This window comes from Phyllobacterium sp. CL33Tsu, assembly GCF_900113985.1.
In the GTDB taxonomy this organism is placed as follows: domain Bacteria; phylum Pseudomonadota; class Alphaproteobacteria; order Rhizobiales; family Rhizobiaceae; genus Phyllobacterium; species Phyllobacterium pellucidum.
This window is the reverse complement of the sequence record NZ_FORJ01000005.1, coordinates 194,091-217,662: the sequence shown is the minus strand read 5'-3', so window position 1 is coordinate 217,662 and position 23,572 is coordinate 194,091. Positions and strand designations below refer to the sequence as shown.

General features: G+C 59.0%; 26 protein-coding genes and 1 pseudogene. 14 read left to right on the top strand and 13 right to left on the bottom strand.

What is annotated here, in order from left to right; translation table 11 throughout:
• Positions 1–110: 110 nt before the first annotated feature.
• The 6 genes from BM074_RS18000 (at position 111) to BM074_RS17975 (ending at position 6,245) form a co-directional block, all read left to right on the top strand.
• Positions 111–1,961: an ABC transporter ATP-binding protein gene (locus BM074_RS18000; RefSeq protein WP_091923842.1), complete on the top strand. Its 1,851-nt coding sequence runs from the start codon at positions 111–113 to the stop codon at positions 1,959–1,961.
• Between the two features lie 188 nt (positions 1,962–2,149).
• Positions 2,150–2,713, top strand: a complete 564-nt coding sequence (petA, locus tag BM074_RS17995) for a ubiquinol-cytochrome c reductase iron-sulfur subunit (protein WP_027233440.1) — start codon at positions 2,150–2,152, stop codon at positions 2,711–2,713.
• A gap of 21 nt (positions 2,714–2,734) precedes the next feature.
• Positions 2,735–4,033 (top strand): cytochrome b, encoded by a 1,299-nt coding sequence (locus tag BM074_RS17990; RefSeq protein WP_091923840.1) that lies wholly within the window; start codon positions 2,735–2,737, stop codon positions 4,031–4,033.
• 29 nt (positions 4,034–4,062) lie between these two features.
• Complete coding sequence (locus BM074_RS17985; RefSeq protein ID WP_027233438.1) at positions 4,063–4,926, top strand: cytochrome c1; 864 nt, start codon at positions 4,063–4,065, stop codon at positions 4,924–4,926.
• A gap of 107 nt (positions 4,927–5,033) precedes the next feature.
• Positions 5,034–5,579, top strand: a complete 546-nt coding sequence (locus BM074_RS17980; protein ID WP_027233437.1) for an adenine phosphoribosyltransferase — start codon at positions 5,034–5,036, stop codon at positions 5,577–5,579.
• 87 nt (positions 5,580–5,666) lie between these two features.
• Entirely contained in the window at positions 5,667–6,245 is a 579-nt protein-coding gene (locus tag BM074_RS17975) for a histidine phosphatase family protein (RefSeq protein WP_175499062.1), read from the top strand.
• Positions 6,246–6,249: 4 nt separating this feature from the next.
• Here the strand turns inward: BM074_RS17975 and BM074_RS17970 are convergent, their stop codons facing one another.
• From BM074_RS17970 to BM074_RS17940, 7 genes are all read right to left on the bottom strand, one after another.
• Positions 6,250–6,717 carry a MaoC family dehydratase gene (locus tag BM074_RS17970; RefSeq protein ID WP_091923836.1) on the bottom strand — a complete coding sequence of 156 codons (468 nt, stop codon included), beginning with the start codon at positions 6,715–6,717 and terminating at the stop codon, positions 6,250–6,252.
• Positions 6,714–7,184, bottom strand: a complete 471-nt coding sequence (locus BM074_RS17965; RefSeq protein WP_091923835.1) for a MaoC family dehydratase — start codon at positions 7,182–7,184, stop codon at positions 6,714–6,716. Before BM074_RS17965 ends, BM074_RS17970 begins: the two co-directional genes overlap by 4 nt.
• Positions 7,185–7,199: 15 nt before the next feature.
• The gene (gene ychF / locus BM074_RS17960; RefSeq protein ID WP_027233434.1) at positions 7,200–8,303 is read right to left on the bottom strand and encodes a redox-regulated ATPase YchF; all 1,104 of its coding nucleotides are present in this window, start codon (positions 8,301–8,303) and stop codon (positions 7,200–7,202) included.
• Between the two features lie 12 nt (positions 8,304–8,315).
• Positions 8,316–9,041 carry an aminoacyl-tRNA hydrolase gene (gene pth, locus BM074_RS17955; protein ID WP_091923834.1) on the bottom strand — a complete coding sequence of 242 codons (726 nt, stop codon included), beginning with the start codon at positions 9,039–9,041 and terminating at the stop codon, positions 8,316–8,318.
• Positions 9,042–9,071: 30 nt separating this feature from the next.
• Positions 9,072–9,701 (bottom strand): 50S ribosomal protein L25/general stress protein Ctc, encoded by a 630-nt coding sequence (locus tag BM074_RS17950; RefSeq protein ID WP_091923833.1) that lies wholly within the window; start codon positions 9,699–9,701, stop codon positions 9,072–9,074.
• 215 nt (positions 9,702–9,916) lie between these two features.
• Complete coding sequence (locus BM074_RS17945; RefSeq protein WP_027233431.1) at positions 9,917–10,849, bottom strand: ribose-phosphate pyrophosphokinase; 933 nt, start codon at positions 10,847–10,849, stop codon at positions 9,917–9,919.
• A gap of 144 nt (positions 10,850–10,993) precedes the next feature.
• Complete coding sequence (locus BM074_RS17940) at positions 10,994–11,533, bottom strand: hypothetical protein (protein ID WP_228017890.1); 540 nt, start codon at positions 11,531–11,533, stop codon at positions 10,994–10,996.
• A gap of 552 nt (positions 11,534–12,085) precedes the next feature.
• On the opposite strand from BM074_RS17940, the gene BM074_RS17930 reads away from it, so the two are divergent.
• The 3 genes from BM074_RS17930 (at position 12,086) to BM074_RS17925 (ending at position 13,168) form a co-directional block, all read left to right on the top strand.
• Positions 12,086–12,265: a DUF3606 domain-containing protein gene (locus tag BM074_RS17930; RefSeq protein WP_027232003.1), complete on the top strand. Its 180-nt coding sequence runs from the start codon at positions 12,086–12,088 to the stop codon at positions 12,263–12,265.
• A gap of 127 nt (positions 12,266–12,392) precedes the next feature.
• Complete coding sequence (locus BM074_RS23105; protein WP_175492249.1) at positions 12,393–12,545, top strand: hypothetical protein; 153 nt, start codon at positions 12,393–12,395, stop codon at positions 12,543–12,545.
• A 146-nt stretch (positions 12,546–12,691) separates the two neighbouring features.
• Entirely contained in the window at positions 12,692–13,168 is a 477-nt protein-coding gene (locus BM074_RS17925; RefSeq protein WP_091923831.1) for an Hsp20 family protein, read from the top strand.
• A gap of 272 nt (positions 13,169–13,440) precedes the next feature.
• On the opposite strand, the gene BM074_RS17920 is transcribed toward BM074_RS17925, so the two are convergent.
• From BM074_RS17920 to lgt, 4 genes are read right to left on the bottom strand one after another with little or no spacing between them, the layout of a single operon-like run.
• On the bottom strand, positions 13,441–14,592 hold the full coding sequence (locus BM074_RS17920) for a M24 family metallopeptidase (RefSeq protein ID WP_091923829.1): 1,152 nt from the start codon (positions 14,590–14,592) through the stop codon (positions 13,441–13,443).
• Positions 14,593–14,596: 4 nt separating this feature from the next.
• Positions 14,597–15,388: a peptidoglycan editing factor PgeF gene (pgeF, locus tag BM074_RS17915; protein ID WP_091923827.1), complete on the bottom strand. Its 792-nt coding sequence runs from the start codon at positions 15,386–15,388 to the stop codon at positions 14,597–14,599.
• Between the two features lie 49 nt (positions 15,389–15,437).
• Entirely contained in the window at positions 15,438–16,541 is a 1,104-nt protein-coding gene (locus BM074_RS17910; protein ID WP_091923826.1) for a class I SAM-dependent methyltransferase, read from the bottom strand.
• The gene (lgt, locus tag BM074_RS17905; RefSeq protein WP_091924033.1) at positions 16,538–17,389 is read right to left on the bottom strand and encodes a prolipoprotein diacylglyceryl transferase; all 852 of its coding nucleotides are present in this window, start codon (positions 17,387–17,389) and stop codon (positions 16,538–16,540) included. Before lgt ends, BM074_RS17910 begins: the two co-directional genes overlap by 4 nt.
• Positions 17,390–17,568: 179 nt before the next feature.
• Between lgt and BM074_RS17900 the strand changes: the two are divergent.
• A pseudogene (locus BM074_RS17900) lies at positions 17,569–17,805 on the top strand (accessory factor UbiK family protein); the annotation flags it as partial.
• Between the two features lie 140 nt (positions 17,806–17,945).
• On the opposite strand, the gene BM074_RS23100 reads toward BM074_RS17900, so the two are convergent.
• Complete coding sequence (locus BM074_RS23100) at positions 17,946–18,119, bottom strand: hypothetical protein (RefSeq protein ID WP_175499061.1); 174 nt, start codon at positions 18,117–18,119, stop codon at positions 17,946–17,948.
• 518 nt (positions 18,120–18,637) lie between these two features.
• Between BM074_RS23100 and BM074_RS17895 the strand changes: the two genes are divergently transcribed.
• From BM074_RS17895 to BM074_RS17880, 4 genes are all read left to right on the top strand, one after another.
• A complete protein-coding gene (locus BM074_RS17895) occupies positions 18,638–19,138 on the top strand; it encodes a type III secretion system chaperone family protein (RefSeq protein WP_091924029.1) in 501 nt (166 codons plus the stop codon).
• A gap of 32 nt (positions 19,139–19,170) precedes the next feature.
• Positions 19,171–19,506 carry a tRNA-binding protein gene (locus tag BM074_RS17890; protein ID WP_091923824.1) on the top strand — a complete coding sequence of 112 codons (336 nt, stop codon included), beginning with the start codon at positions 19,171–19,173 and terminating at the stop codon, positions 19,504–19,506.
• A gap of 98 nt (positions 19,507–19,604) precedes the next feature.
• Positions 19,605–20,594, top strand: a complete 990-nt coding sequence (locus BM074_RS17885) for an AraC family transcriptional regulator (RefSeq protein ID WP_027233420.1) — start codon at positions 19,605–19,607, stop codon at positions 20,592–20,594.
• A 60-nt stretch (positions 20,595–20,654) separates the two neighbouring features.
• Positions 20,655–21,869 carry an MFS transporter gene (locus BM074_RS17880; protein WP_027233419.1) on the top strand — a complete coding sequence of 405 codons (1,215 nt, stop codon included), beginning with the start codon at positions 20,655–20,657 and terminating at the stop codon, positions 21,867–21,869.
• A 103-nt stretch (positions 21,870–21,972) separates the two neighbouring features.
• Here the strand turns inward: BM074_RS17880 and BM074_RS17875 are convergent, their stop codons facing one another.
• The gene (locus tag BM074_RS17875; RefSeq protein WP_091923823.1) at positions 21,973–23,544 is read right to left on the bottom strand and encodes a GMC family oxidoreductase; all 1,572 of its coding nucleotides are present in this window, start codon (positions 23,542–23,544) and stop codon (positions 21,973–21,975) included.
• Positions 23,545–23,572 lie beyond the last annotated feature (28 nt).

The window sequence follows — 23,572 nt, the reverse complement described above, 5'->3', positions numbered from 1 at the left end:
AGTTTCCGGTAACCGAAGTTTAATTTGACGCATCGCGGGACTCAACCGATGGTGGCCCTTCGCCCATTGGTTTCATCATCGTGATGATTTTTCAACGCAATGCAGGTTGAATGACACGCCTTTACCGCCTGTTCGAGAGCTGGGTCGATCCCTATGCCAGTGCGCCGGCGGAACGGGTTCCGAACCAGTCGCTCGCCTTCATGTGGTTCTATGTCCGACAGGAGAAGTACGTTTTCCTGGCGATGCTCGTCTGCGGCGGGCTGATTGCCCTATTCGAGGCCGGGCTCTTCTGGTTCGTCGGCAAGATCATCGATATCCTCGCCTCCACCGATCGCGCCGAAGGCTGGCAGGGTGTTATCGACCGCCACGGTGTCGCGCTGCTCTTGATGCTGCTTGCTGTGTTTCTTGGGCGAACGCTCGTGCTTTCCCTTGCTGCCCTCGTCGAGGAGCAGGCGATCGTGCCGGGTTTCAACAATCTCGTCCGCTGGCAGGCTCACAGCGTCGTGTACCGGCAGAGCCTTGCATTTTTCCAGAACGATTTTTCCGGCCGCATCGTCACCAAGGTCTGGGCCGCGGGACAGGCGCTTGGCGATTTCATGGTGACGCTGCTGCAGGCAGTGTGGTTCAGCCTTGTATATTGCGCGACGACACTCTTTCTCATCGGCCGCCTCGATTGGCGGCTGGCTTCAGTCGTCGGCGTGTGGCTCGTCGTTTTCGGCTTCACCGCCCGCTATTTCCTGCCGCGCGTGCGCAAGGCCGCCCGCGATACCGCCGAAATGAGCTCGCTGGTCATGGGTCGGCTCGTCGATGGCTACAGCAATATCCAGACGCTGAAGCTTTTCGGCACTACACAGCGCGACGATGCCTATATGCGCCGCGGCATGGATCGCTGGCTGGTCGCGATCATGTCGCTGACGCGGGGTTTGAGCGGCATTCGCATTTCGCTCGCCAGCACAAGCGGTGCGATGATCTGCGTCGTGGCGGCGCTGTCGATCGATCTTTGGCTGAAGGGCGAGATTTCGTCCGGCGAGGTTGCTTTCACGCTGGGTCTTGTGTTGCGGCTAAGCATGCTTCTGACGCGCATGATGGCCAACCTCAATGGCTTGCTTCGCAATTACGGCACGATCCAGAATTCCATGGAACTCCTCGCGCGCCCCGTCAGCGTCGTCGACAAGCCCGGAGCCCAGCAACTCACCGTGACGGATGGGGCAATCACGTTCGAGAACGTCCGATTTCACTACGAGTCGGCACGGATCGTCATCGACGATTTTTCCCTGCATGTGCGGCCGGGCGAGAAGATCGGCCTTGTCGGCCGCTCAGGCGCCGGCAAGTCGACGCTCGTCAACCTGCTTTTGCGTTTCTTTGACGTCGAAAGTGGCCGCATTCTCATCGACGGCCAGGACATCGCCAATGTCACGCAGGATTCGCTGCGCGCCCATATCGGCATGGTCACCCAGGACACGTCGCTGCTGCATCGTTCGGTCCGCGACAACATCCTTTATGGCCGGCCCGACGCTTCCGACGACATGATGCGCGATGCAGTGATCAATGCCCAGGCGGAGGCGTTCATCGACACCTTGACTGATCCCAAGGGCCGTCGCGGTCTTGATGCCCATGTCGGCGAGCGCGGCGTCAAACTATCGGGCGGGCAGCGCCAGCGCATCGCCATCGCACGCGTCATGCTCAAGGATGCGCCGATCCTGATCCTCGACGAAGCGACCTCGGCGCTCGATTCGGAAGTCGAGGCGGCGATACAGGAAAGCCTCTACCGGCTGATGGAAGGAAAGACCGTCATTGCGATTGCCCACCGCCTGTCGACCATCGCGGCTCTCGACCGCCTGATCGTCATGGACGAGGGCCGCATCGTCGAGAGCGGAACGCATGCCGAGCTGGTTGCAGCCAACGGGCTTTATGCCGGGCTCTGGGCGCGCCAGTCGGGCGGATTTATCGGGCAGGAATAAGTCGCCGGTTTATCCCTGCGACATCCTGCCCTTATGCCGCTGTCAGGCTGGACAAGCTCATGCGACATGCTTAGAAACCACGCGATATGTTGGGGATTCCGCGGGGCTCATCTTCTTGGGCCTGTCTTCTATTATGCTGACTTCGTGGACTCTCCCGCTGCGTTGTTATTCGGAAAGGAACAGGCCCCGTGAGCGCACACGATACGACCGAGCCGACACGGCGTGACTTCCTCTATATTGCGACAGGTATGGCCGGTGTGGTCGGCGCAGGGGCTTTTGCCTGGCCCTTCATCGACCAGATGAGACCGGACGCATCCACGCTGGCAGTCTCGTCCATTGAAGTTGATGTTTCGGCTGTTCAGCCGGGTATGTCCCTCACGGTCAAGTGGCGCGGCAAGCCGATCTTCATCCGCAACCGTACGCCCAAGGAAGTTGAGGAAGCCAAGGCTGTCGCGCTCGGCGATCTCAAGGACCCGATTGCGCGCAATGCCAACCTTCCGAGCGATGCCCAGGCCACCGATGCCGATCGTACAGCTTCGAAGGAAAAGGAAAACTGGCTGGTGATGGTTGGCGTGTGCACCCACCTCGGCTGCATTCCGCTCGGCCAACAGGGTGATTTCGGCGGCTGGTTCTGCCCCTGCCACGGCTCGCACTACGATACGGCCGGACGCATCCGCAAGGGACCGGCGCCGGAAAACCTGGCGATCCCGCCACTTTCTTTCATTTCCGACACCGTCGTCAAGATCGGCTAAGGTTCCACGGGGAGACACGACATGAGCGGTGGACATTCATCCTACACGCCGAACAGCGGAATCGAAAAATGGTTTGATGCGCGACTGCCGTTGCCGCGTCTGCTATACGATTCATTCGTAGCCTATCCGGTTCCGCGCAATCTGAATTATGCCTACGCCTTCGGCGGCATCCTGGCGATCATGCTGGTGTCGCAGATCCTGACCGGCGTAGTGCTTGCCATGCATTATGCCGCCAGCACCGGCATTGCCTTCAATTCCGTCGAAAAGATCATGCGTGACGTGAATTCAGGCTGGCTCCTGCGCTACCTGCATTCCAACGGCGCCTCGATGTTCTTCCTCGCCGTCTACATCCACATTTTCCGCGGCCTTTATTACGGCTCGTACAAGGCGCCGCGCGAACTCCTTTGGATTCTCGGTGTAATCATCCTCCTCCTGATGATGGCGACGGCCTTCATGGGTTACGTGCTTCCGTGGGGCCAGATGTCCTTCTGGGGTGCGACGGTCATCACCGGCTTCTTCACCGCGTTCCCGATCATCGGCGATCCGATCCAGCAATTACTGCTCGGTGGATTTGCCGTCGACAACCCGACGCTCAATCGCTTCTTCTCGCTGCACTACCTGCTCCCGTTCATGATTGCCGGCGTCGTCGTCCTGCACGTCTGGGCGCTGCATGTGACCGGCCAGACCAACCCGACCGGCATCGAAGTGAAGTCGAAGACGGATACGGTCGCCTTCACGCCTTACGCCACCGTCAAGGACGCGTTCGGTCTGGTGCTGTTCCTGATCCTCTTCGCCTATTTTGTCTTCTACCTGCCGAACTTCATGGGCCATCCGGATAACTATATCCAGGCCGACTCGCTGAAGACCCCGGCTCACATCGTCCCCGAATGGTACTTCCTGCCCTTCTATGCGATGCTTCGTGCCATCACCTTCAACATCGGCCCGATCAACTCGAAGCTCGGCGGCGTCTTGACGATGTTCGGCTCGATCGCGATCCTCTTCCTCGTCCCCTGGCTCGATACGTCGAAGGTCCGCTCGGCCGTCTACCGGCCTTGGTACAAGCTGTTCTTCTGGATCTTCGTTGCCAACGCCATCATGCTCGGCTGGCTCGGATCGCGTCCTGCCGAAGGTCTCTACGTGGTCTTCTCGCAGCTCGGAACGGCCTATTATTTCGGCTTCTTCATCGTCCTCATGCCATTGCTTGGACTCGTTGAAACCCCGCGCCGACTCCCGAATTCGATCACCGAGGCGGTGCTTGCGAAAACCAAAGGTGGTGGCCGGCCGGTAGGCGTCACCGCGGCTCCGGAAACCAAAGGCTGAGAATCGTGAAGGGCTCAAGGAACTTTCCCATGAAAAAAATCCTCCTCGGTCTTGCAGCTGCCGGTCTCGGAACTATGCTGGCATTCGGAACGGTTGCGACCGCCGAAGAAGCGCATAACGCCGCCGAACCGACGCACTTCCCGATCAAGAAGCCGGAAGAGATGAACTGGACCTTTGCGGGTCCGTTCGGACGCTATGACAAGCAGCAGTTGCAGCGCGGCCTCAAGATCTACAAAGAGGTCTGCTCGGCCTGCCATTCGATGAACCTCGTGGCATTCCGTTCGCTGGCGGAACTCGGCTATAGCGATGCTCAGATCAAGGCATTTGCGGCCGAATACGAAGTGCCGGGCGAACCCAACGCCGATGGCGAGCCTACAACCCGCAAGGCTATTCCTGCCGATCATTTCCCGTCGCCTTACGCCAATCCGGAAGCGGCGGCAGCAGCCAATGGCGGCGCGGTGCCGCCGGACTTTTCGCTGATCGCCAAGGCGCGTGCGGTAGAGCGCGGCTTCCCGCGGTTCCTGATCGATATCTTCACGCAGTACCAGGAAGGCGGTCCGGACTACATCCACGCGCTTCTGACCGGCTTTAACGAAACGCCGCCGGAAGGCATGCAGATCCCTGAAGGCACGCACTATAACCCGTTCTTCATCGCCGCCAAGTCGTTGAAGATGGCGCAGCCTTTGCAGGACGGCCAGGTCACCTATGACGATGGATCGCCGCAGACACTTACGCAGTATTCGCAGGACGTTGCCGCGTTCCTGATGTGGGCGGCCGAGCCGCACCTCGAGGCCCGCAAGAAGACCGGCTTCCGCGTCATGCTGTTCCTGGTTCTCTTCGCAGGCCTCATCTATGTGGCGAAGCGCCGGATCTGGTCCGACGTCGAGCATTGACCGGATCGGTAGAATCAATTTGAGGGAAGGGCGCTTTGCGCCCTTTTCTTTTGAGGGCGGGGCTGCATAGATTGTCTGCCCGCTGACAGCGCGAAGGGAACGATCAGATGGATTCAAGCCTCAAGCAGACGCTGGTTGATGCCATCCGCAACATTCCGGACTATCCGAAGCCCGGCGTCATGTTTCGCGATATAACTACACTCCTTGGCAATGCCCGCGCCTTTCGCCGCGCCGTGGATGAACTGGTGCACCCCTATGCCGGTGGCAAGGTAGATCAGGTTGCAGGCATCGAGGCGCGCGGCTTCATAATTGGTGGCGCCATGGCGCATCAACTGTCATCGGGCTTCGTGCCGATCCGCAAGAAGGGCAAGCTGCCGCGCGATACCGTGCGGATCGCCTATAGTCTCGAATATGGTCTCGATGAGATGGAGATGCACCGCGACGCTATCGCGCCCGGCGACAAGGTCATCCTCGTTGACGATCTGATCGCGACGGGCGGGACAGCCGAGGCCGCGGTCAAGCTTCTGCAGCAGATGGGCGCCGATATCGTCGCCGCCTGCTTCATCATCGACCTTCCGGAACTTGGCGGCCGCAAGAAGCTCGAGGCACTCGGCGTCAACGTACGGACGCTGGTCGCCTTCGACGGGCACTGAGCGGATTCATTGTTTTAAGCTTTTGTTTGGTCTGCCGAACCGCGAATGCCCGCCGGTTCGGAAACGAGAATTCATAATGAGAGAGATATGAGCACGAGCTATTTTGTAACGCATCCTGAAATTGTCGTTGATCCGTCGGTGTCGGTTGCGGAATGGGGACTATCGGCGAGGGGGTTCGAGCGGATTGACGCCTTCTGCCGCCGCCCCATGTTGGAGAAAGTCACGGATGTGTTCGTAAGCGACGAGAAAAAGGCGTTGGACTGTGCGCGAACGTTGCAGACCCTGCGCGGCCAGTCATTCCAATCGTATTGCGATTTGCGTGAGAACGACCGGTCATCGACTGGATATGTCGCGCCGCCGCGCTTCTGGGAACTAGTCGATGAGTTTTTTGCTCACCCGACCCAAAGCATACTTGGATGGGAAAGATCCATTGATGCCCAGCAACGTATCAGGGACACGGTGAACCAATGCATCGCTAATCGCTGGGGTAAGGGCGACAATGTATTCTTCTCCCACGGAGGTGTGGGGACCTTGTTGCTATGCGATCTCTTGGGGGAACCGATCACCCGAGCAAACGGTCAGCCGATTGCGGGCGGCGGTTGCTTCTTCGCGTTTGAAACAGAGACGCTTCGTCTGATTCATCCCTGGAAGGACATCGTTCCCTAAGGCTTCAAGCCGGCAGCGCAACAAGGGCGGTGCTGTCGAATGAAAGAACCTTGTTGCCATTCTGGTTATAGGCGGCGGAGGACATCTGCATCATCGACCAGCCCGGCCGAGACTTGAGCGGGCGCACGTCGTGCAAGGTCCGGGTAAAGCGGATCGTATCGTCGGCATAGACCGGCTTCAGCCATTTCAGGTTCTCAAAACCCGGTGAGGGGCCGAATTGCGGCGGCTGTTCGCCTCGTTGCAAGGCTTCTGCGATGATCCGCTTCATGTCCTCGACATTGAGGCGCATCCATATCGCCGTCGTATGCCAGCCCGAGGCACAAAGTCCGCCGAAATTGCTTTTCCTAGCCGCTTCAGGATCGACATGAAAGCGTTGCGGATCGTACTTCGACGCAAAATCAATGATCTCGCTGGCGTTGAAGCGATGGGTGCCGAGGTCGCGCTCCACGCCAATGTATTGTTCGATGCTCATGCTTGCACGGGCTCCCGTGTCGAGAACATCGCGGTATGTTCGAGCTCGCATACCAATATGCCATCCTGATTGAAGACGTCGTGATGCATCTTGACGAACCCGAGGGAAGGTTTCGACTTCGACAGGCGTTGTTCGAGGATCGTCGTTCGTCCTGTGAGCGTGTCGCCGGCGAGAACCGGATGCTTCCATTTGACGAAGTCGATCCCGGGTGCGCCTTGCGAGGTCGAATCGAGAAGATAGGCGTCGCATAGCATGCGCATGAACATCGAGACCGTGTGCCAGCCCGAGGCCGCCAACCCGCCGAGGATGCTGGCCTTGCCCGCGGCCTCATTCAGATGAAAGGGCTGCGGATCGAACTGCCTGGCGAAATCGATGATTTCTTCCGTCGTCACCTGCTTGGAGCCGAGCGACCATTCACTGCCAACGACGAAATCCTCATAGGCGTAGGTGGGCGTGGGTTCAGCCATTTCAATACAACCGTATCAGGTGTTGAACTTGAACAGCATGATATCGCCGTCCTGGACGATGTATTCCTTGCCCTCGTCGCGGGCCTTGCCAGCTTCCTTGGCGGCCGCTTCGCCGCCGAGGCCCACATAGTCTTGATAAGCGATGGTCTGGGCGCGAATGAAGCCACGCTCGAAATCCGTATGGATGACACCAGCCGCCCTTGGCGCTTTCGAACCGCGCTCGACGGTCCAGGCGCGTGCTTCCTTCGGGCCTACGGTAAAGTAGGTGATGAGGTGCAGCAACCGGTAGCCGGCGCGGATCAACCGATCGAGGCCGGGCTCGTCGAGGCTCATTGCCTCAAGATATTCGCGCGCTTCTTCATCGGGAAGCTGCGCGACTTCGGCCTCGATGGCGGCTGAGATGGTGACTGTCTCGGCGCCCTGTCCGGTCGCCATTTCCTCGACAGCCTCGGTATATTCATTGCCGGTTGCGGCATCGCCTTCGGCAACGTTGCAGACGTAAAGAACGGGCTTGGAGGTCAGGAGATTGAGGTCCTGAAGGATAGCGAGATCGTCGGGCGCAATGCCGTTCAGCATGAAGCGAACCGGCTGGCCGTCCTGGAGTAGTGAGAGCGCCTGTTCCATGATCGGAAGCACAGCGAGCGCTTCCTTGTCCTTGCTGCTCGCACGCTTGCGGAACTGGACGATGCGCCGTTCGAGGCTTTCGAGATCGGCGAGCATCAGTTCGGTCTCGACGGTCTCCGCGTCGGCGACGGGATCGATGCGGCCTTCGACATGGGTAATGTCGTCGTCCTCGAAGCAGCGCAGCACGTGCACCACTGCATCCACTTCGCGAATATTCGCAAGGAACTGGTTGCCGAGACCTTCACCCTTCGATGCGCCGCGCACGAGGCCGGCAATATCGACGAAGCTGATACGCGTCGGGACAATATTGGCGGACTTGCCGATCTTGGCGATGGTTTGCAGGCGCGGGTCGGGAACCGCCACTTCGCCCGTATTGGGTTCGATCGTACAGAACGGGTAGTTGGCGGCCTGCGCCGCCGCCGTCTTGGTCAGGGCATTGAAGAGCGTGGATTTGCCGACGTTAGGCAAGCCAACGATGCCGCATTTGAAACCCATAATGTGCGATCCTTATTCTTTCTTGCCGAAGAGCTTGTTCAGCATGTCGGCCATGGGGCCGGATTTTGGAATGGTGACGGCAGGCTTTTGCTGGCGCGCCTGCCGGATATGGCTTTGTCCGGTACTTTTTGCAACCGGCTTTTCGGTCGTCGCGGGCTCGCTCCTGGCGTTGCCGCCGACGGCAAGCGCGACGCGGTTCATGAAGCCGGAATCATCCTTGCGAACCAGCAGTCCCGCATTGGCGGCAATCGCCTCGAGCAGGGGATCGAGCCATTCGCGATCCGCCTTGGCGAAATTGCCGAGAACATGGTTGGAGACCATTTCCTTGACGCCCGGATGGTTGATACCGAGGCGGACGCGCTTGTAATCCTTGCCGCAATGGGCGTCGATCGATTTGATGCCATTATGGCCGCCCGAACCGCCGCCGATCTTGATGCGCACCTTGCCTGCAGCCAGATCGAGTTCGTCATAGATGACGATAAGATCGCCGACGCCGAGCTTATAAAAGCGCATGGCTTCGCCGACGGCCTGGCCTGAAAGGTTCATGAATGTCTGGGGCTTGATCAGGATGGTCTTTTCGCCGTCGATCATCCCGTCGGCAATCAGTGCCTGGAACTTGCGGGTCCAGGGAGAAAAACCATGGCGGCGATGTATTTCATCCGCCGCCATGAAACCGATATTGTGCCGGTTTGCAGCATATTGGGAGCCCGGATTGCCAAGACCTGCGATAAGCAGCACGCGCCTAGCTCCCAATAGTCGAAAGGACGATTACTCGCCTTCTTTTTCTGCAGTTTCAGTCGGTTCCGCCGCTTCGGTGGTCTCTTCGTCAGCGGTTGCATGGCCAGCGATCGTAGCGATCGTGAAATCGCGATCCTGAATGACCGGTGTCGCGCCCTTCGGCAGCGTCACAGCGGAAATGTGGATCGAGTCGCCGATCTGCGTGCCGGTGAGATCGATTTCGATCGCTTCCGGAATTGCATTGGCCGGAACATGCAGCTCGATGTCGTGGCGAACGATGTTGAGAACGCCGCCGCGCTTGATGCCGGGCGAAGCCTCTTCGTTCAGGAAGTGGATCGGTACATGGACGTTGACGACCGACTTGGCCGATACGCGCAGGAAGTCGACATGGACCGGCTTGTCGCTGACCGGATCGAGCTGGTAATCCTTGGGCAGGACCTGGATCGACTTGCCATCCAGAAGGATGTTGGCAATCGTCGTCTTGAAGCCGCCGCCGTGAATCTTGTAATACAGCGTCTTGTAGTCGAGGGTGATCGAGATTGGCGCCTGCTTGTCACCATAGATGACTGCTGGCACTTTACCGTTGCGGCGAATGTCCCGGGCGGACCCCTTACCGACCCGTTCGCGCGCCTCGGCCTTGAGCTCGTATGCTTCGCTCATGGCATTTCCTTTCGAGGTTCAAATCTGGAGTGTTTTTCGAGACCACAAGGTGGATGCACAAAAAACATGAAGCGGTCCAATGCTCATCCGAGACCGGATGAATGACCGCCCCATTCCGCGTTGCCTCCAAGGGTGTCTACGCGGATGGCGGCTCTATAACGGAAACCCGGCGCCAGTGCAAGTTTGTTGGTCGGCGTCCGATCAACCCGTTCGGCTTAGTCGAACAGGCTGGAAACGGATTCTTCCGAGGCCGTGCGCGATACCGCCTCGCCGATCAGGTCGGAAATCGACAGGACGCGGATGTTGTGCGCAGATTCGATAGCTGGCGTCGGCTGAATGGAATCGGTGATGACGAGTTCCTTCAGCTTCGAACTCGCTATGCGGGCGACTGCGCCGCCTGAAAGAACACCGTGGGTGATATAGGCGGTGACGCTCGTTGCGCCCTTGGCGAGGAGGGCCTCGGCCGCATTGCACAGCGTGCCGCCGGAGTCGACGATATCGTCGAAAAGCAGGCAATCCTTGCCGCGCACATCGCCGATGACGTTCATCACTTCGGATTCGCCCGGGCGGTCACGCCGCTTGTCGACGATTGCTAGCTGCGCATCGATACGCTTTGCCAGCGAGCGCGCGCGCACCACGCCGCCGACATCGGGGGAGACGACCATGACGTTCGATGTGCCGTAATGGGCGCGCACATCGCGCGCAATGACCGGCACTGCATAGAGGTTGTCGGTCGGGATATCGAAGAACCCCTGGATCTGGCCGGCATGGAGATCAAGCGTAAGGACGCGATTGGCACCGGCCTCGGTGATCAGATTGGCAACGAGCTTTGCCGAGATCGGCGTGCGTGGACCCGGCTTGCGGTCCTGGCGGGCGTAACCAAAATAGGGAAGCACCGCGGTGATGCGCTTGGCCGAGGAACGGCGGAACGCATCGATCATGATGAGCAGTTCCATCAGGTGGTCGTTGGCGGGAAACGAGGTGGACTGCATGACGAAGACATCTTCGCCGCGGACATTCTCCTGGATCTCGACAAATATCTCCTGGTCGGCAAAGCGGCGAACGCTGGCTTTTCCAAGCGGAATATTCAGATATTTGGCGACAGATTCAGCGAGAACACGATTGGAATTGCCCGCGAACAGTTTCATGCCGATTTTTCCCCACGTCTTTTCAGAGCGTCAGCCAATTAAAGGATATGGCGGGCCTTTTACTGTGCTTCCCGCACAATGCAAGCATGCAGCAAGAAATCCAACTCTATTCCGCGGCATTATCCGGCAAAACGCGTAAATATGTCACGTCTTGGCGCCGGAAACCCAGGCGAGATAACCCTGTATCGCCTTGTCGGCGATGCCTTCCATGGTCTTAGCTGGTACCGTGCTCCAGGGATCGGCGCCGCCACCCGGCACTTTTTCCTGGCCCTGGATACGGTGCAGCCGGGTTCCGGCCGGATCGAGTACGTCCCATACATAGATGATCGTCGTCTGGTTGCCGTCGGGCAGGGCCGAGAAATAACCCTTCATGATGTGCGTGTTGTCGGTATCGGCGGCGGTGCCGAGGACAATACCCTTTTCCTTGGCAAGAGCCGAAAGGCGCTGCGACAGCGGCGTTGCGGCAGCGATTGGCGCGCCGACGATAGGGGCAAAGCGAAGTTTGGCGGTGCGCGCGGCGCCTGGCGCATTGGCGGTGGTGGTCGGTGCGGCCCCGGCAGTTGCGGGGAGGGGGGCACCGGCAGTCGTCTGCGCCGCTGTGGCGGTCGTTTGGGCTGTACCAGGCGTTGCCGGTGTGGTCGCGCCGCCCTGTGCCGCGGGCAGGTCGGCCTTGCTGACGCCCATCGGCGATTCCGAACTGTTGCAGGCGGCGAGCGCGAGTGTTGCAAGCAATGCGACCGCGCATGTCAGTGAGTTACGAGACCACATCTTCAGTCAAACCCCGTCATGAGCCACCTTATCAAAATAGAAGCAGAAGAGAGTTTTATTTTACGATCAAGTCAACCCGGCTATTGACTATGCTTCGTTTTTTGTCGCGTCGCCCGCACCTTTATCGCGATGCGGGTATAGTTTGTTCGCTGCACGTTCTGCAAGCCTCTTCCGTTCAGCGCTTCTCGCATCAGTTCTGCGAAACCCCGTATAAGCATTATGTTCATCGCGAGATGGGCCTGTGTTGCAACGGCGTACTTGGCCTGAAATCTCTCACCGCGTCCACGTATGATGGACATTGCTTTTAGGCAATTCCGTGGAGACGTCGTCACCCTTACGCTTCACGCGCTTGCGAGCTGCCGGACTGCTCCAACCCCGACGAAGCTTCTATCAGTTCGGGCCGGGAGCGGAACCTAAATCCTTTGCGGCGGTTGAGAAATAATCAGCAACAGCCGGGGAGAAACCCAAATGTCAGATGACAAATCCAAGCAGGACAATCGAGACCGTGCCACAGTATCGGCAAGCGAGGACTACGAGGTGAACTACCTCATGACGAAACATGACATCAGCAAGGACCGAGCCCTTGAGCTGATCAAGAAGCACGGCGGCAGTCGCAAGAAGATCGAGAGCGAACTTGGAGGCCGCTGACCCATGGCCGCCTATGATCTGTTGTGGACGACACTTCCAGTTTTGATCGCCGCCCTTCTCTTCTCCATCCCCGAGATCGGCCCACCCAAAAGTGGTCATCGTCATCTTGCTACTGAAGGACGGTAGAATGGAGTATTTGTGGTTTGCGGTGGTGTTTGGCGGCCCGATCGTCCTCGGCGCAATCCTTGCCTTTGGCATGATGAAGCGCCGGCGCCTGACGGAACGAGAAAAACAGGCCTCAAAAGAAGCAACCAGGAAGCTTTATCGCTCGGACGATTAGCAATTTTTTTGCACCGAAAATCTTGACAGCGTTTCCTGCCATTACCAAATTTTTCGCGGTCGGTTGCACGTCAGTGGACCGACGTCAGGGAGCGCCAAGCTTCTTGGCGCGCCTCATTTCTATGTTGCTCAAAGGAGGACCTAGCTATGAGAAGCAACGTCGATTTTTCCCCGTTCTACCGGTCGAGCGTCGGCTTTGACCGCATTTTCAATCTGCTCGAAAACTCCACCCAACCGCAAGGCTCGGACAGATGGCCCCCCTATGACATCGTCAAGCTTGGGGAGGACAAATATCGCATCGTGATTGCCGTGGCCGGCTTCGGACAAGATGACCTCGCCATCACCCATGAGCCAAATTTGCTAGTGGTCAAGGGTGACAAGTCCACTGATGAAGAGCTGCAGTATCTTCACCACGGTTTGGCGCTAAGGCCATTCGCCCACCGCTTCGAGCTTGCGGACCATGTGAGCGTTACCGATGCGCGTGTCGACAATGGTCTGTTGATCATCGATCTCAAAAAGGAGATCCCCGAGGAAATGAAGCCGCGTCGGATCGCGATCAGCGGATCCGCCAACACGATAGCCGGCGATAGTTCCAACCGGGTCAGCGATAATCGAGCTGCCTAGCCATGCAAGCTATTACATCAGGACGAAAACAGCAGCGGACAGCCCCTCCGGACCTGTTGCGAAAGATAAAATCCCAACCGTCGGAGACGGTCCCGCCAACCCAGACACTTGCCGACATTTTACGAAAGGCCAAGGGTGGGTATATGAGGCATCGGTTCAAAACCGATAAACCTTGACCGGCGTTAATTGGCGAGTCCCTGAGTTGGGACTCGCCGCTTGGTTGCGGCAGGCCGGATTTGCACCGAAGATCTAGTTTGCAATAGCAACCATGGTTACTTTACGATCAAGTCAAGAGGTTGGCGCGACAGGGTTTCAGCCGCGCCGTTGGTCGTAAGATAGGTCCGGCCCAGCGTCATCGCCGTATTCGAGTCGGAGTCGAATATGATCATGTGCCCAAACAGCGTCATGTCCGGCTGGATACGCTCGGAGTTTCCCGGATAGAACATCGGCATGTCCATCCAGGACGGGGTAAAGCGCGCGCCAACCGAATAGCCGCAAGCATTCAAGCGATGGCGGGTCAATTCATGGGCTTCCATGACCTTGGCATGGGCCTCGAAGACGTCGCCGAAGGTCGAGGCGGGGGTCATGGCCGCCTCGACTGCAAGCAGGGCCTCCTGCGCCGCATCGAAGAGTTCCTGATGGCGTTTCGATGCCTTGCCGGTAAGGACCGTCCGCATCATCGGTGCGTGGTAGTGGCGGTAGACACCAGACCATTCAAGCGTCAGCTGGTCGTTCTTGGTCAGTTTGCGGCGGCCGGACTTGTAGCGGCACAGAAGCGCATCGTCGCCCGAACCGATAATGAATTCATTGGCCGGATAGTCGCCGCCGCCCGCAAAGATCGTCGATTGCATGGCCGCAAGAATGGCGCCTTCATCCGCGCCTGCCTTGATCAGTTTCAACGCCGCATCGAGGGCGTCGTCGCTGAGTTCGGCCGCCTTGCGGGCATAGACGATTTCCGCTGGGCTTTTCAGTGCGCGGAGTTTGTCGACGATGCCGGAAATGTCGACCAGTTGCCCGAAAGCCGTCAACTGCTCGTCGAGTCGTCGGCCGTCAGCGGCCGTCAGCCCGTGGGTCTGGTATTCGATGCCGATGCGGCGGCCGAGAAGATCGAGATCATTCAATATTTCGCGCAAGTCTGCCGCGGGATTGGCATTCTCGCGATCCGCCCAGACCACGACGTTTTCGATGTTCGAGGTCTGGCGCGCTTGCCGCAGATCAGCGGACCGGGTCATAAGCACGTGACTGCCGTCGGCCTTCATCACAAGGCACTGGAAAAAGCAGAAGCCGAATGTATCGTAGCCGGTCAGCCAGTACATGCTCTCCTGCGCAAACAGCAGGACCGCATCGAGCTTCTGCTCGGCCATCACGATCATCAGGCGATCGCGGCGCGCAGCAAATTCTTCCGGTTCGAAATGAAGGGCCATACTGTTACTCCGTAATGGTGATCGCCGAGATTTGCCGACCGTAGTCTGGTTCCTTGCGATGCGTCGTCCGGCGATAGGAGAAGAACTGATCCTCGTCGGCATAGGTGCATTGGCGAAGCGCCGACGCATTCACGCCGGCCTTTTCGAGCCGGCCGACGATGAAACCCCAAAGGTCGAACATCTTGTGGCCATTGTTGTGCGACGGACGGAAAAAATCCTTGTAGGAAGCGTCCCGCTCGACGAACTGGTCATAAAATTCGCTGCCGACCTCATAATTGTCGGGGCCGATCGTTGGGCCGAGGACAGCCTGAATGCGATCGCGTTTTGCACCGAGCGCGATCATCGCCTCGATGGTGTTTTCGAGGACGCCGCCAAGCGCCCCGCGCCAGCCGGCGTGGGCGGCGCCGACCACCTTCTTGTCCTTGTCGGCAAAAAGTATCGGACCGCAATCGGCGGAAAGCGAGCCGATGACGATGCCCGGCGTTGCCGTCACCATGGCATCGGCGTTCGGGCGCGTTCCGACAAAGGAACGGTTCACCGTGATGACGTCCGGCGAGTGCACCTGATGCACCGTGACGAGGTGTGTCAGCGGGGCACCGAGCGTTTCGGCGACGCGCCTGCGGTTTTCGCGGACGCGCTCCTGATTGTCCTTGGAGCCGCTCCCGACATTGAGGCCGCGATAGATCCCGTCCGACACCCCGCCCTTGCGGGTGAAAAATCCATGGGCGATTCGGTCTTCTTCGGGGGATCCGAGCAGGGCTGAGCGCAACGGTGCCGGTTTTTCGGAGTTGATCATGCTGTATGCCTTTCAAGGCCCGGGATGGTGGTTGAGCGAGCGCGCGAAGTCAATTGCCCTGGGTTCCGGCTTCGCTGCGTTCGAACGGAAAGGTGTGCGTTGCCACGTCCGCGATGCACAGCACCTTGAACAGTGTGCCCATCTGGTCTGGCCCCGCGAGGCGCTGGACATCGGCGCGTATCCGTTCCTGAAATTCCGGCGGTTTGTCACGGCCAAGCGCGCCGGCCCGGTCGAGGATGCCCATGGCGACGAGAAAATCGCCCTGGGTCATGGCATTCGTCTTGCAGCCCTCATGACGGGCGGCCTGCGCCAGACTGTGGAAATCGACGTGGGTGGTAAGATCGGCTGCGCCGGGTATGTGCAGCACGTCAACCGATTCATGGCGGCTGAGCGCCTGCAGCGTATCGCCAAACCCGGGTTGCAGGTGGCCGTAGTCGAACAGCAGCGCGGCGCCGCGCTGATTGCGCATACGCATGGCTATCTCCTGCGTCAACGCGCTTCGCGCCGGAGCGATCTCGAATATACTGCCTTCGGGTGCAACATCGCTTCCGGCCGGCAACTGGGCAGCCTCGATCGAACCGGAACCCGCAGCAAAGAACAGCCGGCCTGCAGGGTCGGCCACTATCATGCGCTCAACGAAACGACCGTTGGTCTTGACGTATTGGCGCGACGGAATGGCATCGAAAAGCTCATTTGCAATGAGGATGAGGGGGCCATCGGCGACTTCGCCGAGGGTCCTCGTCCAGGTGATGCGTTCGGCATACTCCGCCAGCTTTTCCTGTTGCACCGACCGCAGGCGATCGCTGATCTCGACCATGTGGATTTTGGCGGCAGCGGCGAACTGCGGCGAGAGCTTGCCCGCGGCACGCAGGAGGTCCTGCATCAGCGTGCCGCGCCCCGGACCCATTTCGCAAAGAACAAAGGAGGCAGGAGCGCCGAGCGCGCGCCAGGCATTGACGCACCAGACGCCGATGAGCTCGCCGAACATCTGGCTGATTTCCGGCGCGGTGATGAAATCGCCATCCTTGCCGAAGGGTTCGCGCGTCGTGTAGTAGCCCGCATCGCGATCAAACAGGCACATCGCCATGTAGTCGGCGACGCTGATCGGGCCGCTCGCTTCGATCTGCCTGATGATCCGCTCTTTCAGGTTCATCGCCCTGTTGCGACCTCGGGATTTCGTGCAGACACTATAAAGGCAAGTCCAACCAGAATCATCGGTATCGAAAGCACCATGCCCATTGTAAGCCAGCCGCCGTACAGATAACCGAGCTGCGCGTCGGGCTCGCGGAAGAACTCGACGAAGATGCGCGACAGGCCATAGAGGCCAATGAAAGTTCCACTGATGAAACGCGGGCATTTCAGCTTGCGTCCGTAAAAGATGAGCACGGCGAGTACCGTGAAGAGGACGATGCCTTCAAGCCCTGCCTCATAGAGCTGGCTCGGGTGGCGGACGAAGGGTCCGCCCGTCGGAAAGACCATGCCCCACGGCACATCGGTCGGACGTCCCCAGAGTTCGCTGTTGATGAAATTGGCAACGCGCACAAGTCCAAGCCCGACAGGCACGCCAGCCGCGATCGTATCGAACATGCTGTACACGTTGATCCTGCGCGAACGGGCAAACAGGATCATCGCAAGGATAACACCCAGCAGGCCGCCGTGAAACGACATGCCGCCTTCCCAAACTTTGAAGATATCCAGCGGATGGGACAGATATTTCGGCAGATCGTAGAAAAGAATGTAGCCGGTGCGCCCGCCAAGGACGACACCGAGGGCGGCCCAAAGGACAAAATCGTCGAGATCGGTCGGCTTCATCGGCGGTGTGTTGTTTGCCCACAGGCGTGGCTTGGAGATGAGTTTCTTCGCATACCACCAGGCAAAGAGAATGCCGACGACGTATCCAAGTCCATACCAGTGCACGGAAAGCGGGCCGATGGAAAATATGACAGGATCAATATCAGGAAAAGCAATCGCTGCTAATGCAGGAAGGAGGATTTCGCTCACAAAGGCGCTCCGTGGCAGGACAAATGTTGGCGGGACCATGCGCGAGGGCATGAACAGCGTCAAGCGGCGTGTTGGGTAACATTTGTGCGGGCTTGCGCCAATCACGGCGATTGTCGGACTTGCTTGCAATCGCTGTCGGCGACGATTATTTGTTTCACGAAACCAGAGAGGTATCTGCCATGAGCAATGGACCAAACCGCGTTCTCGATGAACTGGCAAAGCTTGTGACCGATGCTGCGGGCGCGGCGCAGGGCGTCCGGCGCGAAGTCGAAACCGCCTTTCGCGGTCAGGCGGAACGGCTGCTCAACACCATGGACGTCGTCCAGCGCGAGGACTTCGAGGCCGTACGCGAGATGGCAATCAGAGCCCGGGCCGAAAACACCGCGCTGCTGGCGCGGATCGAGGCGCTGGAGGCTCTCGTAGGCGCCGATGGCAAAACCGCGGACGCCGCCGAGAAACCCGGCATATCGAGGGCCGGGCCAAAGAAAGCATAGCCTCGAGCACCGCGATCTCGATCAGAAGCGTCTCATCAGACCTTTTCGCGTGCGGGCTCGATCTAAGCCGATTCGCCTTTTGCCAATCTGTCCTCGCCGGCTGCGAGCGCCGCTTCCTCCGTATCGAACGGGCCAACCTTTGGTCCCTGTTTGCCCTCGGCGGTTATCGCATAGTACCAGAGCCCGTCGTCATTTTTCTGGTTCACAGTCACTTTTCCACCTGGTTCACCGGACATTGCACATCTCCGTTCTTTGTTGGTCGCCCTGTCGAACGACAGGTTAGATGCCCACGATATCGGAGATATGACGAAACCATGCATTGGCCTTATCGCGAGAAATAGATCGCGTCGTTTAAGTTTACGAAATGAACGTGGCTTTTCATCGCCGGCGTTGTGTATTTCCGCCGCCAATGCGCAATCCCCAAAATAAATCTTAAGAATTTATCAACAGGTGGAAATCGCCGAAAATCGTTTTCTTAGAGTCGGTTAAAGGGGGCTCGTGAATCTTTTTGGCAGCGTCTTTCCACACCCATTCGCGCCATTCTACCAAAAGGGGGCTGGCGCTCGGACTCAGCATCAATACACTGAAATTACAGCATGATTCGTAAAAGGGATCATGCAGCGGTTGGGCTGGCGTCCAGCCGTCATCCGGCTGGTGCGTTCTGCCTGTCGGTGCGGTTTCAAGCGTATGTGTGCTTTGGGTGGGTGCTGCATTCCCGCAGCGTCGATGGGATTCGAAATAGCAGGTAATGGCGATGAGCCTTCTGGAAATAGAAATTGCGCGTGATCTCCATCCAGTGGATGTGATTGAACATGTTGCCCACACCAATGAGTGGGCATTCGAGCGCACCGGGGAAGATGAAATTGCCATAACCGTCGAAGGGAGCTGGACCGATTACCAGATTTCCTTTTCGTGGATGGAGGATTTCGAGGCGCTGCATCTTGCCTGCGCCTTCGACATCGCGATCAGCGAGCCGCGGGTCAACGAGGTCATGCGCCTGCTTTCCCTGATAAACGAACAATTGCTGATGGGCCACTTCGACCTTTGGCGTCAGGAAGGCGCCATCATGTACCGTCAATCGCTGCTGCTTTCGGGCGGCGCCGAGCCAACCAGCAAACAGGTCGAAGTTCTGCTTTCAAGCGCGCTCGATGCCTGCGAGACCTATTTCCAGGCCTTCCAGTTCGTGGTCTGGTCGGGCTCGACCGCACGGGAGTCCCTCGACAGCATCCTGTTCGAGACGGTAGGTTCGGCCTGATCGGTTCAACGTTCAGGCAGCATCCAAAGATCATGACAATAAGTTTTGACGATTTCGAAAAGGTCGATATCCGCGTCGGTACCATCATCGAGGCGCAAGCATTCCCGGAGGCACGCAAGCCTGCCTTCAAGCTGAAGATCGATTTCGGCTCCGAGATCGGGATCAAGCGCTCTTCGGCGCAGATCACCAAACATTATACGATCGAGGAATTGCAAGGCCGGCAGGTCATGGCGGTGGTGAATTTCCCGCCCCGCCAGATCGGGCCGTTCATGTCGGAAGTCCTGACGCTCGGGTTTCCGGATGATGAAGGCGCCGTCGTGCTTGCGGCGGTCAGCAAGCCAGTGCCGAATGGCGGCAAGCTCTTTTAGTTGGCAGCCGTCTCGCCTTCGCGCCGAAGGTTGGAACTGGCGATCGCAGAATATCGGCCCCACTTGCCTGCCGGACGCTCAGCATATAGATTACCGAAATGCTTGATCATTCGTCCCGACCCAATTCGCCGCCACATATTCCAATGGATGCGCTGAGCGAGGTCCTGCAGGACTTTCGCTTGAATGGTGTCAATTATGGTCGTTGCGAGCTCCGACATCCATGGAGCATCGCCTTTCCGCAACAACCACTGCTTCGTTTTCACTTTGTCGGGCAGGGTCCCTGCTGGATGCACACGGATGTGCAAGGCTGGCAGGAATTGCACGATGGCGACCTGGTGCTGCTGCCGCAGGGCATCGCCCATCGGCTCGCCAGCGCGCCGGACGTGTCGGGCGACTCGCTCGAGAGTTGCCAGGTGACCAAGTTAGGGAGCAACGTCTGCGAAGTTGTGCGCGAAGGTACCGGGGCGACCAGCACCCTTTTCTGCGGTTCCATGGCGCTGAACGCCTGTGCGCTTAACCCATTGATCACTTTGATGCCACCGATCATCAAGGGCTGCGACGTAGCAGGAAATGACCCGATCGTCGGTCCATTACTCGCAGCCATGACGACCGAGGCCGCGCAACCGCAGATGGGGAGCGCCACCATCCTGTCGCGCATGGCGGATCTCCTCACGGCGCGGCTCATCCGTTGCTGGGTCAATTGCAACGGAGCCTCGACGACCGGTTGGCTCGCCGCTATCCGAGACCCGCATATAGGGCGCGCCCTGGCAGCAATGCATCGGGACCCCGGCCGTAACTGGACTCTCGAAAGTCTCGCCGGCCTCGCCGGCCAGTCGCGGTCGATTTTCGCCGAACGCTTCAGCGCTGTTTTAGGTGAGGGTGCGGCACGCTATCTCGCCCGTCTGCGTATGCAGCTTGCCCGCGAATTGCTGGGGCAAAGCGGCATGTCGGTTGCCGAGGTTGCTACACGGTTGGGCTATGAATCCGAGGCATCCTTCGCCCGCGCATTCAAGCGCATCACCAATGTCTCGCCGGGCGTTGTGCGCCGCACAATTTCCGGACGAACAGACATGAATTTCGGATTTTAGGATACAGATCATCCGAGGTAACTGATTTATGAAGTATCTCCAAACCTTGGAGATGCTTCGATGACAGACACAACACTACAGCTTGAAGGCGCGGCAATAGAGCTTGATGGCGCCGCACCAGTTGCGTGGAGCCGGGGTACCTGGTTCGCGGTCCTTTCAATGGCGGCGGCGAGCTTTGCTCTCGTCTCCGCCGAATTCCTGCCGGCCGGCCTGTTGACGCCGATGGCGCGCGATCTCGGCATCAGCGAGGGGACGGCCGGACAGGTCGTCACTGCCACTGCTTCCGTCGGCGCCGTCACGGCCATGTTGAGCAATGTTCTCATCGGCCGCTTGAACCGTAAGACCGTGCTGGTCGGGCTCAGCGCCCTTGCCATCGGTTCCAACATTCTTGCGGCGCTAGCCACCGATTTCTGGCTATTATTGCTGGGCCGGGCCGGGCTGGGCATCGCCCTCAGCGCGTTCTGGGCGCTTTCAGTCGCCGTCGTCGCAAGGCTGGTCGGCGCCAATGCGACAGGCCGGGGCATGGCTATCGTCACCCTCGGCGTATCGCTCGCCACCATTGCCGCACCATCGATGGGTGCATTAATCAGCGACTGGCTGGGGTGGCGCAGCGCCATGGCCATGACCGCGGGGCTGGCGGCGTTTGCCATGCTGCTGCAGTTGCTCAGCCTGCCGACCCTGCCTGCAACCACAAGCAACAGCCTTGCCGATGTCCTTCGGCTGACAAGGCGGCGCGGCATTCAACTCGGCATGCTCGCCATTCTTTTGCTGATGACGGGGCATTTTGCCGGCTCGGTCTATGTGCGCCCCTTCCTCGAACACGTAACGCTCCTTGCAACCGGGCCGATTGCCCTGGCGCTGCTCGGCTTCGGTGTCGCCGCCGTGGTCGGTAATATCGCCGGCGGCCGCCTGGCCGACGCCAATATCCGCATGGCGCTGGCTGTCACCGCCGCCCTGATGGCATTTGCGGCGCTCGCCTTGGTACTTTGGGGCGTGCACATTGGCGTTGCCTTCGGCTTCGCTACGCTGTGGGGCTTCGCCTTCGGCATGGCTCCGGTGGTGCTGCCGACAAACTTGTCCCGCGCCGCGCCTGACGCGCTGGAGGCAGCGGGCAGCCTGATGGTCACCTCTTTCCAGGTCGCCATCACGATTGGAGCGGTTGTCGGCGGTTATGTCGTCGATACCTACGGCGCTACGGCTCCCTTGACGCTTACCGGCATACTTGCCGCAGCAACAGCCGTGCTGGCGCTGCTACAGCCCCGCACTGAAGAATAGGATCGGTGGTTCAAGGGCCTAGCCACACCATTGACGCAATCTCGACGGGAAATTGCGCCAATGGCGTAGCCCGGTCTGCTTGGGAGAAATCGACCGGGCGTTTTCAGATTGTCTTGGCCGCCATCTCCTGTGCGATATAGTCGGCCTGGCGGATTGCCAGGCTGACAATGGTGAGTGTCGGGTTCTCCGCCCCGCCCGTCGTGAACTGGCTCCCATCCGCGATAAACAGGTTCTTGATGTCGTGGCTCTGCCCGTTCTTGTTAACGACGCCGTCCTTCGCCTTCTCACTCATCCGGTTGGTGCCGAGATTGTGGGTCGAAGGATAGGGCGGTGTCGGGAAGGTGCGCACTGCACCGACGGACTTATAGAGTTCCTGACCCTGCTTATAGGCATGATCCCGCATCGCTTTGTCGTTGGGATGGTCGCTGAAGTTCACATTGGCGATGGGTAGGCCATATTTGTCCTTCTCATCCTTGTGCAGAGTGATGCGATTATCCTCTTGCGGCATGTCTTCGCCGACGATCCACATGCCAGCCATGTTTACATATTGGTCGAGCGCCGAGGTGAAAGACCGGCCCCACGCGCCCGGATCGAGGAACGCCGCCAGGAAGGGGATGCCAAGGGACAGCGTTTCCATCTCATAGCCGCCGACAAAGCCGCGCGACGGATCGTGTTTTGCCTCATCGCGAATTATACCGGCCATTGTGGTGCCGCGATACATGTGCACCGGCTTTTCGAACACGGCATAGACGGAACCGGTGGTGTGGCGCATGTAGTTACGTCCGACCTGCCCGGAGGAATTGCCGAGCCCGTCCGGGAACATGCTCGACGCGGAGTTCAGCAGCAGGCGCGGGCTCTCGATCGAATTGCCGGCAACGGCGACGATGCGAGCCTTCTGCAATTGCTGCTTGCCATCCTTGTCGACGTAGAGGACGCCGGTAACCTTGCCGCTCTTGTCGTGCTCGATCTTCTGCACCATTGAATTGGGACGGACCTCGAGCTTGCCGGTCTTCTCCCCTTTCGGAATTTCCGTATAGAGCGTCGACCATTTCGCGCCCCATTTGCAGCCCTGGAAGCAGAAGCCCGTCTGCTGGCAGGACATGCGGTCGTCGCGCTCGGCCGAATTGATGGCCATGTGACCGGTATTGCATTCCTTGTAGCCGAGCTTGTCGGCGCCGGCTTTCAACACCTTGAAATTGTTGTTGCCGGGCAGACCCTCGATATTATTGGTGCGCGTGACGCCCATCTTGTCCTCGGCCTTGGCATAATAGGGCTCGAGTTCGGATAGGGTGATTGGCCAGTCGAGAAGGTTCGCGCCCTTGACCTTGCCGTAGTGCGTGAGCGCCTCGAACTCGTGGTCCTGGAAGCGCAGCGATGCGCCCGCCCAGTGCGTGGTCGATCCGCCGACGGATTTGACGATCCAGGCCGGAAGGTTTGGAAAGTCCTTGGCGACGCGCCAATCGCCCGAGGTGGTGCGCTTGTCGACCCATGCAAGCTGGCCGAAGCTGTCCCACTCGTCATTGATGAAATCATCATATTCGTGACGCGCGCCCGCTTCGAGGATGACGACGTCTATGCCTTTTTGTGCAAGTTCGTTGCCTAGCGTGCCGCCGCCGGCGCCAGAGCCGATGATGACGACGACGCTGTCGTCTTTGAGATCATAAGGTGCAGCCATGGTTTCCTCCCATTAGCCAAAATCTTCG